Origin of the sequence: Chryseobacterium oryctis (assembly GCF_025971925.1) — a bacterium.
Classification (GTDB): domain Bacteria; phylum Bacteroidota; class Bacteroidia; order Flavobacteriales; family Weeksellaceae; genus Chryseobacterium; species Chryseobacterium oryctis.
Map to the genome: position 1 here is coordinate 172,511 of NZ_JAPDHV010000005.1, position 12,789 is coordinate 185,299.

The following is a 12,789-nucleotide window of genomic DNA, read 5'->3' on the forward strand; positions in this document are numbered from 1 at the left end:
ACCTTGATTAATTTTCTTTATTACCTAAGATTAATGTAACGTGGTTAGATCTTTTTCTGATTCTATACCCTCTACCTTGTGGAGCTGGTCTTAGTCTCTTCAATTGTCTTGCACTATCCACGAATATTTCTTTAACGATAAGGTTTGCTTCTTCAATATCAGCTCCTTCGTTTTTCACCTGCCAGTTTGCCATAGCAGAAAGAAGTAATTTTTCTAACTTGTTAGATGCTTCTTTTTTAGAATATTTTAGGATATAAAGAGCTTTATCTACCTGCTCTCCTCTAATGATATCAGCAACTAATCTCATTTTTCTAGGAGAAGATGGGCAGTTATTTAATGAAGCTTTAACAACATCTTTGTTAGCTTCTTTTCTTGCGATTGCGCTATCTTGTTTTCTTGATCCCATGATTATCTGCTTCCTTTGTTTTTGTTACCACCATGACCTCTGAAAGATCTTGTTGGAGAAAATTCGCCTAACTTGTGACCAACCATGTTTTCTGTAACGTAAACTGGGATAAAAGATTTCCCGTTGTGAACAGCAATAGTTTGTCCTACGAAGTCCGGAGAGATCATAGATGCTCTAGACCAAGTTTTGATAACTGTCTTCTTACCAGACTCTATATTTGCCTGAACCTTCTTATCTAAAGTATGATGAATGAACGGTCCTTTTTTAAGTGATCTTGCCATAATTATTTTCTTTTAGATACGATGTAACGGTTAGACACTTTGTTTTTCTTTCTAGTTTTGTAACCTTTAGCTGGTTTACCATTTCTAGATCTTGGGTGACCTCCTGAAGAACGTCCTTCACCACCACCCATTGGGTGATCAACCGGGTTCATTACAACCGCTCTTGTTCTTGGTCTTCTACCTAACCATCTGCTTCTACCCGCTTTACCTGATACCGTTAATTGGTGATCTGAGTTAGAAACTGAACCAATCATTGCCATACATTCAGTAAGGATCATTCTAGATTCTCCTGAAGGCAATTTAATGATTGCATATTTTCCGTCTCTTGAAGTTAATTGAGCTGAAGAACCAGCACTTCTTGCTAAAATAGCACCTTGACCAGGCTTCATTTCAACACAAGAAATTACAGTACCCAATGGAATATTTTTCAATTTCATTGCGTTACCTACATTAGGTTCTACGTTCTCACCTGAAACTACTTTTTGATCAACTTTGATACCATTTGGAGCGATGATATATCTTTTCTCTCCATCAGCATACTCTAATAAAGCGATAAATGCAGTTCTGTTTGGATCGTATTCTACAGATTTTACAGTTGCTTCAACGTTAGCTTTGTTTCTTTTGAAGTCAATAATTCTGTATTTCTTTTTGTGTCCACCTCCGGTGTAACGCATGGTCATTTTACCTGTGTTGTTACGTCCACCTGACTTTTTAATACCAACTGTAAGAGATTTCTCTGGTTTGTTGGTAGTAATTTCCTCAAAATTGTTTACAATTCTGAATCTCTGTCCCGGGGTGATAGGTTTTAATTTTCTAACAGACATTACTATTATTTATAATTAATAATTAATTTACAGCAAAAATATCGATAACCTCACCTTCAGCAAGTTTGATTACCGCTTTTTTCAATTTGTTTGTCTTTCCTACTTGAAGACCTTTTTTAGTGTATTTCGAAGAAACCTTCGGAGCATAAATCATTGTATTAACGTCTGCTACTTTTACACCATAAGCTTCTTCAACAGCTTTTTTGATTTGGATTTTATTCGCCTTAGTATTCACTAAGAAAGAATAAGAACCTCTTAAGTCTGTAAGGTAATTAGCCTTTTCTGAGATAACTGGTTTAATAATAACTGACATGATTTATTTCTTTAAATTTTCCTGGAATTTTTCAACTGCACCTTCGAAGAATACAATCTCACCTGCATTTACTAAATCGTAAGAGCTTACTTCGTTGAAGTTCATTACTTTAGTTTTAGGTAAGTTTCTTGAAGATAAATACACATTCTTGTTAGCTTCAGGAAGAATAAACAAAGATTTTTTACCATTCAATGTCAATGCATCTAATAAAGTAATGAAATCTTTAGTTTTAGGAGCGTTCAAGCTCATATCTTCTAAAACTCTGATGCTGTTATCTCTCATTTTCTGAGATAAAACAGATTTTTTAGCTAATCTCTTAAGAGCTTTGTTTAATTTGAATCTGTAGTCTCTTGGTTTTGGTCCGAATACTCTACCTCCACCTCTGAAAGTTGGAGATTTAATATCACCATATCTAGCAGAACCAGATCCTTTTTGCTTCTTAAGTTTTTTAGTAGAAGCTGTAATTTCGCTTCTTTCTTTTGATTTATGAGTCCCTTGTCTTTGTGCTGCAAGGTACTGTTTAACTTCTAAGTAAACCGCATGCTGATTTGGCTCAATTCCGAATACTGATTCGTCTAGAGTTACTTTTCTTCCGGTCTCTTTTCCTGATGTATTTAATACTACTAGTTCCATTTTCTGATAATTACATAAGAATTTTTAGCTCCCGGAACAGCACCTTTTACTACTAAAAGATTTTGTTCTTGATCAACTTTTAACACTTGAAGGTTTTGTACAGTTACCTGCTTACCTCCCATTCTTCCAGCCATTCTCATCCCTTTGAATACTCTTGAAGGGTCTGAACCAGCACCGATAGAACCTGGAGCTCTAAGTCTGTTGTGCTGACCATGAGTAGCCTGCATTACACCTCCAAACCCGTGTCTTTTAACAACACCTTGGAATCCTTTACCTTTAGAAGTACCTGTTACGTCAACATATTCACCTTCAACGAATAAGTCAACTTTTACTTCTTCTCCTACTTTTACTTCATCAACGAATTCTCTGTAGAATTCAACCAATTTAGCTTTAGGAGCAGAACCAGCCTTTTTAAAATGACCAGCTAACGCTTTACCAACGTTCTTCTCACTCTTGTCATCGAAACCTAATTGAACTGACTTATACCCGTCTTTTTCAATGGTTCTGACCTGTAAAACCGAGCATGGACCAGCCTGAATAACTGTACAAGGAATGTTTTTTCCTTCTTCGTTAAACAAAGACGTCATACCGATTTTTTTACCAATAATACCTGACATTGTTTATGTTATAATAAAATTTATCCTTTATTTATCATCATTTCAAGGAGGTCTGAAGTAATTTCTACGTTTGATATAGGCATACCACGCCCCTAAAATGAGTGTGCAAATTTATGAATATTTTTCTTACCCACAAATATTTACAGCAAAATATTTTGATTTTTAATCATTTAGATACTTTTGAGAAAAACAAACCAAAATTTCCAGGAAAATATTTTTGAAATGTAGAAAATTTAATAATAGGCTAGTTTTTATTTAACAATAACACTCACTCCCACTTCTTCAAGTTTAGCTTTATCTTCATCCAGAATTTCATTATCCGTGATTAAATAATCAATTTTATCTAAATCAGCAATCTTTCCGAAACCTTTCACATTCAATTTAGATGAATCTGCAAGAATCACCACTTTATCAGAACATTCAATCATCAATTGATTTAAATGAGCTTCCGCAGCATTTGATGTACTGATTCCAAACTCCATATCAATGCCGTCAACTCCAAGAAATAATTTATTACAAGAAAATTGCTTTAAAATACCTTCCGAAATAGAACCCACAATAGAAGTTGAACTTTTCCTCACCTCACCTCCCAGCTGTATAATATTAATATTAGGATTATTACATAGCTCAATGGCAACCCTTAAAGAAGATGTTAAAACCGTGAGCGGACCAAAATTAACCAGCATTCTCGCTAAATAATGCATCGTTGTTCCTGAAGCCAGAATAATACAGTCATTTTCCTGAATCAAAGACAAGGCCGCTTTCGCAATATTTTGTTTTGCCTCAACATTAATATTCTCTTTTTCCCGCACATTTTTTTCATACGCATATCTCACATGTTTACTTGCTCCCCCATGATTTCGGAAAAGCAAACCAAGACTTTCAAGATAATTTAAATCCTTACGAATCGTAACTGATGAAACATTAAACCTTTCACACAAATCCTGCACCAATACATAATCCTTCTCATCTAATTCCTTTAATATATCATTATGTCTTGCTATTAGTTTTTCCATTTTTATTGTTTTGTCAAAAATAAGATTTTCATTTTGATTCGAAAAATTTCATTTAATTTCTTTTTAGTTTCGTTTTTAATTTATATTTTTGAAAACGAAACATAACGAAATATTATGAAACGAAACGAAGAACTCAGCAAATTAACTACCATCAAGGAATGGGACTTTATTGTAATCGGAGGGGGAGCAAGCGGTTTAGGTTCAGCATTAGATGCAGTAAGCAGAGGATTCAAAACATTACTGTTGGAGTCTCACGACTTCGCAAAAGCGACTTCAAGCAGAAGCACCAAATTAGTTCATGGTGGCGTAAGATATTTAGCTCAGGGGGATATCGGATTAGTAAAAGAAGCATTAAAAGAAAGAGGATTACTGGCTAAAAATGCAGCTCATGTTGTGAAAAACCAGTCTTTCATCATTCCAAATTACACATTGTGGGACGGACTATTCTATAAAATAGGTCTTTCTATCTACGATTTTCTTGCAGGAAAATTAAGCTTAGGAAAAACCAAATACATCAGCAAATCAAAAACAATTGCTAAACTTCCCACTATCGAGCAGAAAAACCTTACAAGTGGCGTTGTTTATCAGGACGGACAATTTGACGATGCAAGATTGGCAATCAATTTAACTCAAACAATAATTGAAAAAGGAGGAAGCGCTATTAATTATATAAAAGTAATCAACCTTATTAAAAACGACTCCAATAAAGTTATCGGGGTAATAGCAGAAGACCAATTCACCAAAGAACAAATTGAAATTCATGCCAAAGTTGTCATCAATGCAACAGGAGTCTTCACAAACGATATATTAAATATGAATAACCCAAAACACGGAAAATTCGTAGTTCCAAGTCAGGGAATTCATTTGGTTTTAGACAAATCTTTCTTGAAGAGCGATGACGCGATTATGATTCCTAAAACTTCTGATGGAAGAGTTTTATTTGTTGTTCCTTGGCACGACAGAGCTTTAGTAGGAACTACCGACACTTTACTTGAAAGCGAAAGTTTTGAACCGAGAGCCTTAGAAGAAGAAATCAACTTCGTTCTCAATACTGCAAGACAATATTTATCTAAAAAACCAACTCGTGAAGATGTAAAATCTGTTTTTGCAGGTCTCAGACCTCTTGCTGCACCTAAAGATGGAGGCAAAAGCACTAAAGAAGTTTCAAGAAGTCATAAAGTAATCACCTCGGAAACAGGACTTGTTTCAATCATTGGCGGAAAGTGGACGACTTTCAGAAAAATGGCAGAAGACACTATCGACGAAGCTATGAAAGTTCACAATTTAGGAAGTACAACTTCCAAAACAGAACACCTTTCCATTCACGGAAATGTAAAACCTGAAACTGTTGACAGAAGCAATCATTTATATGTATACGGTTCAGATATTCCGAAAATCAAAAAACTACAACAAAGCAATCCTGAATATTCAGAAAAAATACATCCTGAACATCCATACACTATTGCTGAAGCAGTTTGGGCTATCCGAAACGAAATGGCAGAAACCATTGAAGATATTTTAGCACGAAGAGTTCGTCTTTTATTTTTAGATGCAAGAGCAGCAATTGACAGTGCACACAAAGTCGCATCTATCATAGCAAAAGAAAAAGGATATTCCGTAGAATGGATAACCCAACACGAAAATGAATTTATCGAATTGGCAAAAGGATATTTATTAACCCCTTATTCACCAAAAAACGTCTAACTTTAATCCAAATGTATGAGTGACCAATTAATTCTCGCTCTAGACCAAGGTACAACATCATCAAGAGCAATTTTATTCAATCACAAAGGAGAAATAGAATATATTTCTCAGAAAAGTTTTGAACAAATCTTTCCCACTCCGGGATGGGTAGAACATGACCCCAATGAAATCTGGTCTTCGCAAATCTCCGTTGCAGCGGAAATAATTGCCAAAGCAGGAATTTCAGGAAGAGAAGTTGCCGCCATCGGAATCACCAATCAACGAGAAACCACAATCGTTTGGGATAAAGAAACAGGCGAACCCATTTACAATGCCATTGTTTGGCAAGACAGAAGAACATCAAAGTATTGCGATGAATTAAAAGAACAAGGTCACACCGAAAAAATCAAAGAAAAAACAGGACTTGTTTTAGATGCATATTTTTCTGCAACAAAACTTAAATGGATTTTGGATAATGTAGAAGGAGCAAGAAAAAAAGCAGAAGAGGGAAAACTTTGTTTCGGAACTGTAGACACTTTCCTTGTATGGAAGCTGACTCGTGGAAAAATGTTTATCACAGACGTTTCGAATGCGAGTAGAACAATGCTTTTAAATATCCATACACTAGATTGGGATAATGATTTGCTGGAACTATTCAATATTCCAAGAGCCATTTTACCTGAAGTAAAACAAAGTAGTGAAATCTACGGAGAAACAGCCACCACTCTATTTTCAACAAAAATTCCGATTGCGGGAATTGCAGGAGACCAACAAGCTGCTTTATTCGGGCAAATGTGTACACAACCGGGAATGGTAAAAAACACCTACGGAACAGGATGCTTTCTTTTAATGAATACAGGAAAAGAAGCTGTTTTATCTAAAAACAATCTGCTTACAACTGTTGCCTGGAAAATAAATGGAGAAGTAAATTACGCTCTAGAAGGAAGTGTGTTTGTGGGAGGAGCTGCAATTCAATGGTTAAGAGACGGTCTTAAACTTATCGATTCGGCTGAAGAAATAAATTCATTAGCACAAACTGTTGAAGATAATGGTGGAGTTTATTTTGTTCCCGCTCTTACAGGCTTAGGCGCACCGTATTGGGATCAATATGCACGTGGCACTATTGTAGGAGTTACACGAGGAACAACAAACGGACACATCGCAAGAGCAACTTTGGAAGGCATTGCATTTCAGGTGTATGATATCGTTAAAGCAATGGAAGCAGATTCAGGAACGGAAAGTATGGAGTTAAGAGTTGACGGAGGTGCTTCTGCAAGTGACTTATTGATGCAGATTCAGTCTAATTTATTCGGATTCAAAATCACAAGACCTAAAACTTTAGAAACAACCGCATTAGGCGCAGCTTATCTTGCCGGACTTGCTGTTGGATACTGGAAAAGTATTGACGAAATTCAATCTCAATGGATTGTAGATAAAGATTTCCATCCAGAATTGGAAAAAGAAAAAGTTGATAAAATGGTCTACACCTGGAAGAAAGCAGTTAAAAGCTCTCAAAATTGGATAGAAGATTAATTTTACCATAAATCACATAAAAATATGACTCCATTTATAGCAGAACTAATAGGAACAGCTCTTCTTATTTTATTAGGAAACGGCGTAGTAGCCAATGTTATTTTAAAAGATACAAAAGGTAACAATTCCGGTTGGATTGTAATAACCACAGCTTGGGCATTGGCAGTTTTCGTAGGTGTTACTGTTTCAGAACCAATCAGTGGTGCACATCTGAATCCGGCAGTAACGTTAGGATTAGCCACAGCAGGAAAATTTTCATGGGATTTGGTTCCATCATATATTGCAGCCCAAATGATTGGCGCAATGATTGGTGCTTTTTTAGTATGGCTTTTCCACAAAGACCACTTTGCCATTACAGAAGATGAAGGAGCAAAATTAGCTTGTTTCGGAACTGCACCCGCTATCAGAAAACCAACGTCTAACTTGATAAGCGAAATCATCGGAACTTTCGTTCTTGTATTTGTTATTTTCTATTTTGCTGAACCAGCTCTTACATTGCAATCAGACCCTAATGCAAAAATAGGACTAGGAACAGTAGGAGCTCTACCTGTAACTTTTCTTGTTTGGGTAATCGGTTTGTCTTTAGGAGGAACTACAGGATACGCCATTAATCCCGCTCGTGATTTAGGTCCTAGAATTATACATGCAATTCTTCCGATAAAAGGAAGCAGTGATTGGGGGTACGCCTGGATTCCTGTTATAGGTCCTATATTAGGAGCGATACTTGCAGCTTTGTTATTAGGAGCTTTAAGCTAAAAAACAATTATTCAATGAAAAAAATATTAATTTCTTGTCTGGTTTTTCTAGGCATGGGTAATCTTTTTGCCCAAGAAATCACCGAACTTAATGAAGACAGCAGATTAGATTTCTCTGTAAACATTCAAAACAATCACCTTTGGAGAGGACTAATTATTACAGATAAACCTGTTGTAATGGGAAATCTTTCTTACGCTTTGGATAAAGATAAAAAATGGAAATTGGGAGTTTGGGGAGCATCTTCTTTAGCAGACGATAAAGATGGAACCCATTATAAAGAAATCAATTATTATATTCAATATTCGAACGGAAGATTTTATATCGGATTATGGGATTTGTTCAACTCAAGAAACATCAATACCGAAGTTGCTTCTGAAGATATTTTCCATTATTCAAACCGAAGAACAGCTCACATTATAGATTTAAGAACCAATTATACTTTTGGACCTTCTTTTCCATTAAATATTGAAGCAGATATCTTACTTTACGGAGGTGCAAATGCAGGTGAAGTTGTGTTAGAACCAGACGGCACTTATAAAAAGAACAAATATTCAACGTATCTACAAGCAAGTTATCCTGTCATTAAAGATAAAAAAGTAAACCTTGATGCTTTTGTAGGAGCAGGGTTTGCACTAAATGACAATAACTTTCTTTACGGAAACGAAAAAAACAGTTTTGACATCGTAAACGTGGGATTGAAAGCGAGTAAGTCTATCAAAATCACAGACCACTACAATCTTCCCGTACATATGATGGTAATGTGGAATCCTTCAAACAAATTTGCAAGAATTCAATTAGCAGCGACAGTTTTCTAAATATACATAACCCGTTAAAGCTAATATTTGCCATTCCTGATTAAAGGAGTGGCTTTTTTATTTAAAATTCACACATTTAATAGTGAAAATTATTTATTAAATTCTACCTTTAAACAAAACTAATTACTTCATAAACCATTTTAAAATTTAAAGATATCTGAAATCAATCCAAGCGCAATGAAAATATTTAGGTTTATATTATTTCTGTTTATTATACAATCTTGCACATCAAAGGAAAATCACAACTACACCTTTTATTACTGGAAAACCAAATTAGCTTTGGACAAAACAGAAAAGGAGGCGTTGAATAAAGCCACAACTCCCTATTTATACACCAGATTTTTTGATGTAGATAAAATCGACGGAAAATTCCAACCTGTCGGAGTTATTATCAAAGACAAAAGTTTTGAAACAAACAAACAAATTGTTCCGACTGTTTTCATTACCAACCGAACATTCCTTTATATCACGAAAGAAGAAATCACTTTTCTTGCGGAAAGCATTTATGATTTGATTCAAAAAAAATCCGGAGAATATCAATTGAAAACCAACAACGAAATCCAAATAGATTGCGACTGGACAGCAGGGACTCGTGACGATTATTTTAAATTTTTAAAGGAATTAAAACGAATTTCAGGGAAAGAAATTACCAGTACACTTCGTTTGCATCAGGTAAAAGATAAAAACCAAGCGGGAATTCCTCCGGTAGAAAAAGTATATTTGATGTGCTACTCCACCTCCTCACCTTTGGAAAATTCTGATAAAAATTCAATTCTGGATATTAATATTCTAAAAAATTATCTTTCAAAAATTGAAGATTATCCTATCAAAAAAATTGAAGTTGCCTTACCAATATATTCTTGGGGAATTGTTACGAATCATCTAGGAAAACATCGATTAATAAATGCTTTATCCAAAAAAGATTTAAACAATCCCAATTTTAAAAAAATATCTGAAAACGCAATCGAAATACAAAAAGACGGATTTTATTTCGGAAACTATCTCAATAAAGGATTCAAAATAAAAGTTGAAGAAATTTCTGACGAACAACTTCAAGACGTTATCAATTTTTTAAATAAAAAAATGCTGCGTTACAATATTATTTATTATCAATTAGATAGTAAATTTGTGAATAACCAGAATTTTATTTTTTAAAACATTATTAAAACTCAAAAAAAACATCATATTATATGAAAAAATACATTCTTTCATTTGCTGTTCTATCTCTTTTTTATACACAATCAGAGGCATGTGCTTGGTCTGACCCTGATTATGATTATTTTAATCTCTTCACACAGACTATTATTAAAGACAAATCTTATTTACCATTTCTACATAGCTACTCAACAAGATTTTATGGAGATTACAACCCATCTTTAATTCCTGATGAAAATATAGAAGCATGGAAAAGATATTTTAATAACGAACTGAGCTATTCAGAAACATCATTTTTGGTCAACAAAATGAGTATGAATGATTTGAATAACCTAAAAAAAGGTAGTCCTAATAATCAGTTACTAAAAAAACTTGGTTTTGGTTTTTATCAAAAATATGCAGAAGGAATTGACTATCTTATTGAAGCGAAGTATCTGGAGCCTTTCATGAGAATCAATTATGTCGAAAGTCCCGATTCTTTCTATTACGGAGGTGGAGGAAATGAAAAAAACGCTACTAATCTAGACTACAACAAAACAATCACTGCCCTAACATCATTATACAACGCAGCCAAAAATCCGGAAATAAAACAGCGTTACGGTTATCAATTGGTTCGTTTTAACCATTATACAAGAAATTATGAAGCTGCTACAAAAGCTTTTAACACTTACGTTGCACCTATAAAATCTAAAGGAGCTCCATACATTATGGCTCTTGACCAATTGGCGGGTGCACAAAGAGGACTGGGAATGAACAGTGATGCCAACTGGAATTTCTTTCAGGTTTTCAAAGACAGTAAAAGTCGTAAAGAATCTGCTTTTATTTCAATGAAACTTTCAGACACTGCTTCTTTCAACAACATTTTGAAAAGAGCTGGTACAGATGATGAAAAGAACATGGCTTATTTCCTTTTAGGATATGAAGATTTTACTAATCCTATTCCTTTGATGGAAAAAATGTATGACATTAATCCCGATTCTGAAATTCTGAAAGTAATGGCAGCCAGAAGTATCAATGAATTGGAAAGAAGCTATCTTCCTACCTATTATTACACTTCCGAAGAAAACAACAAACCATCTGTACAGAATGAAAAAACAGGAGAAACAAATTCCGGTTCAACAGTTCCCCCAAAAAAAGAAGAGCTTTCTTTTTGGCAAAAAATTGTAAGATTTTTCAAAAATTTATTCGGAGGTTCAAAATCTGAAAGTGGAGAAATAGAGAACAAAGCCGACCAAAGTGATGACGAATTACTCAACAACCCGAACAGAATACCTACTTATTCTAAAAACAACAATTATTATTGGTATGGAGACGAAAAACAAAAAGATTTCCTAGACGATTTAGAAAAATTTACCGATAAAACAAAAGAAAAATCTAAAGACGAATTTTGGCAAATTGCAGATGCTTACCTGAAGTTTCTTAAAAAAGATTACAACGAAAGTTCGGAGATTTTAGACAATATCAAAACAACCAATTCTGAATATGCTGAAGAAATCAAAAGAATGAAAGTTCTGAATGATATTGTTTCCCAGCCTAAAATCACTGCTGAATATGAAAACCATTTAATGAAAAACTATTCGGAATATTTCATCGAAAAAGAAGTAAAAAAAGATACTGCAACTACTGATTACGATTTTTACGGTTCTGTTCCATCCACAGCAGATTTTCTAAAAGATGTTTTGGCAAACCGTTATTTTTTACAAGGCGAAGACGGAAAGTCGTTCTTAATGAACAATAAACTTTCTGACCTTCAGTACAACCCCAACTCAAGCTTGGTAAAAAGTGTTGAAGATTTTTACAGAAAGCCTAATAAAACCCAGTTTGAGCAACAAATCATTGCTAAAAATATGGATTCGGTCGGAGATATTGATGCGTTCTTCAACGTAATTTATGGTGACAGAGCAATGAGGCTGACTGATTTTGAAAAAGCTAAATCTCACTACGAAAAAGCTCAAAACTTCACAGGAATTCCAAGAGTTGATTATGATTGGAGCGATAACGCCCAAAAAATTACTCCCAGAAAATATGCAGCGACTGAATATAATGGTTTCAATAATATTTCAAGCCTTATTTTCGGGCATAATGTATGGGAAAGTTTCCAAAGTTCACCAGACCAAAGTATGCAAGCGGAAGATTATTCTGCATTTCCGTTCATTAAAAACACTATGAATAAACTTGAATTAGCAAATGTTTTAATTCAACTGAAGAAAATAGGCAACGGAACGGACGAGAAAGCAGCAAAAGCAAACCAACTTATCGGAAATCTTCTTTATAACACATCTATTTTGGGATATTACAGAGAAGTTTTCGTGATGGATATTGATAATAGCAATGGAGGCAAATATGATTTTTGGAATACAGACATAAAGAATCCGTATAAATATTACTACAAAAACTTCCTAAATACAACCTATATAGAACCTGATAATTTTGATTTAGCGATTAATTATTACAAAAAAGCTCTTCAGTATTCGAATAATAAAGAAGAAAAAGCGAGAGTTCTTTTCCAAATGGCGAGTGCCGAACAAGGAAAGTATTATCAATATGAAAGCAAAAACCCTTCTAATATAGATTATTCTGACCCAAAATGGAGCGAAAAAACAGATGCATACCAGAAGCAACTGAATGACATTAAAAACCAAAAATACAGAACTTATTTCGCTCAGTTAAAAACTCAATATGCAGAAACAGAAACAGCAAAAAACTTAATGGGAAGCTGTTCCTATTTTGGATATTTTATGAAGAGATAACTAAACA

General features: G+C 34.4%; 12 protein-coding genes and 1 pseudogene. 6 read left to right on the forward strand and 7 right to left on the reverse strand.

Annotated elements, in window-relative coordinates; genetic code table 11:
• Positions 1 to 7: 7 nt before the first annotated feature.
• The 7 genes from rplV to OH806_RS12515 form a co-directional block, all read right to left on the reverse strand.
• Positions 8 to 406, reverse strand: a complete 399-nt coding sequence (gene rplV / locus OH806_RS12485) for a 50S ribosomal protein L22 (RefSeq protein WP_089745120.1) — start codon at positions 404 to 406, stop codon at positions 8 to 10.
• A 2-nt stretch (positions 407 to 408) separates the two neighbouring features.
• Positions 409 to 687 carry a 30S ribosomal protein S19 gene (gene rpsS, locus OH806_RS12490; RefSeq protein WP_002983209.1) on the reverse strand — a complete coding sequence of 93 codons (279 nt, stop codon included), beginning with the start codon at positions 685 to 687 and terminating at the stop codon, positions 409 to 411.
• Between the two features lie 2 nt (positions 688 to 689).
• A complete protein-coding gene (rplB, locus tag OH806_RS12495; protein ID WP_264744010.1) occupies positions 690 to 1,511 on the reverse strand; it encodes a 50S ribosomal protein L2 in 822 nt (273 codons plus the stop codon).
• A gap of 22 nt (positions 1,512 to 1,533) precedes the next feature.
• Complete coding sequence (gene rplW / locus OH806_RS12500; protein WP_233112245.1) at positions 1,534 to 1,824, reverse strand: 50S ribosomal protein L23; 291 nt, start codon at positions 1,822 to 1,824, stop codon at positions 1,534 to 1,536.
• Positions 1,825 to 1,827: 3 nt separating this feature from the next.
• Complete coding sequence (rplD, locus tag OH806_RS12505) at positions 1,828 to 2,457, reverse strand: 50S ribosomal protein L4 (RefSeq protein ID WP_264744011.1); 630 nt, start codon at positions 2,455 to 2,457, stop codon at positions 1,828 to 1,830.
• Positions 2,448 to 3,074 carry a 50S ribosomal protein L3 gene (gene rplC, locus OH806_RS12510; protein WP_264744012.1) on the reverse strand — a complete coding sequence of 209 codons (627 nt, stop codon included), beginning with the start codon at positions 3,072 to 3,074 and terminating at the stop codon, positions 2,448 to 2,450. Before rplC ends, rplD begins: the two co-directional genes overlap by 10 nt.
• A gap of 251 nt (positions 3,075 to 3,325) precedes the next feature.
• Positions 3,326 to 4,090, reverse strand: a complete 765-nt coding sequence (locus OH806_RS12515) for a DeoR/GlpR family DNA-binding transcription regulator (protein WP_264744013.1) — start codon at positions 4,088 to 4,090, stop codon at positions 3,326 to 3,328.
• Between the two features lie 114 nt (positions 4,091 to 4,204).
• Here OH806_RS12515 and OH806_RS12520 point away from each other — a divergent pair, with 114 nt between their 5' ends.
• The 6 genes and pseudogenes from OH806_RS12520 (at position 4,205) to OH806_RS12545 (ending at position 12,782) form a co-directional block, all read left to right on the forward strand.
• Positions 4,205 to 5,794, forward strand: coding sequence for a glycerol-3-phosphate dehydrogenase/oxidase (locus OH806_RS12520; protein WP_264744014.1), 1,590 nt, complete (start codon positions 4,205 to 4,207; stop codon positions 5,792 to 5,794).
• 15 nt (positions 5,795 to 5,809) lie between these two features.
• Positions 5,810 to 7,306 (forward strand): glycerol kinase GlpK, encoded by a 1,497-nt coding sequence (glpK, locus tag OH806_RS12525; RefSeq protein ID WP_264744015.1) that lies wholly within the window; start codon positions 5,810 to 5,812, stop codon positions 7,304 to 7,306.
• Between the two features lie 21 nt (positions 7,307 to 7,327).
• Positions 7,328 to 8,062: pseudogene (locus OH806_RS12530) on the forward strand (MIP/aquaporin family protein); the annotation flags it as partial.
• A gap of 14 nt (positions 8,063 to 8,076) precedes the next feature.
• Positions 8,077 to 8,877, forward strand: a complete 801-nt coding sequence (locus OH806_RS12535) for a hypothetical protein (protein WP_264744016.1) — start codon at positions 8,077 to 8,079, stop codon at positions 8,875 to 8,877.
• A gap of 177 nt (positions 8,878 to 9,054) precedes the next feature.
• Complete coding sequence (locus tag OH806_RS12540) at positions 9,055 to 10,032, forward strand: hypothetical protein (RefSeq protein ID WP_264744017.1); 978 nt, start codon at positions 9,055 to 9,057, stop codon at positions 10,030 to 10,032.
• A gap of 35 nt (positions 10,033 to 10,067) precedes the next feature.
• Entirely contained in the window at positions 10,068 to 12,782 is a 2,715-nt protein-coding gene (locus OH806_RS12545; RefSeq protein ID WP_264744018.1) for a hypothetical protein, read from the forward strand.
• Positions 12,783 to 12,789: the final 7 nt, after the last annotated feature.

Coding starts and splice junctions, on each gene's coding strand:
- rpsS (WP_002983209.1), bottom strand. CDS start 687: ATGGCAAGATCACTTAAAAAAGGACCGTTCATTCATCATACTTTAGAT.
- rplC (WP_264744012.1), bottom strand. CDS start 3,074: ATGTCAGGTATTATTGGTAAAAAAATCGGTATGACGTCTTTGTTTAAC.
- rplB (WP_264744010.1), bottom strand. CDS start 1,511: ATGTCTGTTAGAAAATTAAAACCTATCACCCCGGGACAGAGATTCAGA.
- OH806_RS12545 (WP_264744018.1), top strand. CDS start 10,068: ATGAAAAAATACATTCTTTCATTTGCTGTTCTATCTCTTTTTTATACA.
- glpK (WP_264744015.1), top strand. CDS start 5,810: ATGAGTGACCAATTAATTCTCGCTCTAGACCAAGGTACAACATCATCA.
- rplW (WP_233112245.1), bottom strand. CDS start 1,824: ATGTCAGTTATTATTAAACCAGTTATCTCAGAAAAGGCTAATTACCTT.
- OH806_RS12520 (WP_264744014.1), top strand. CDS start 4,205: ATGAAACGAAACGAAGAACTCAGCAAATTAACTACCATCAAGGAATGG.
- rplV (WP_089745120.1), bottom strand. CDS start 406: ATGGGATCAAGAAAACAAGATAGCGCAATCGCAAGAAAAGAAGCTAAC.
- OH806_RS12515 (WP_264744013.1), bottom strand. CDS start 4,090: ATGGAAAAACTAATAGCAAGACATAATGATATATTAAAGGAATTAGAT.
- OH806_RS12540 (WP_264744017.1), top strand. CDS start 9,055: ATGAAAATATTTAGGTTTATATTATTTCTGTTTATTATACAATCTTGC.
- OH806_RS12535 (WP_264744016.1), top strand. CDS start 8,077: ATGAAAAAAATATTAATTTCTTGTCTGGTTTTTCTAGGCATGGGTAAT.
- rplD (WP_264744011.1), bottom strand. CDS start 2,457: ATGGAACTAGTAGTATTAAATACATCAGGAAAAGAGACCGGAAGAAAA.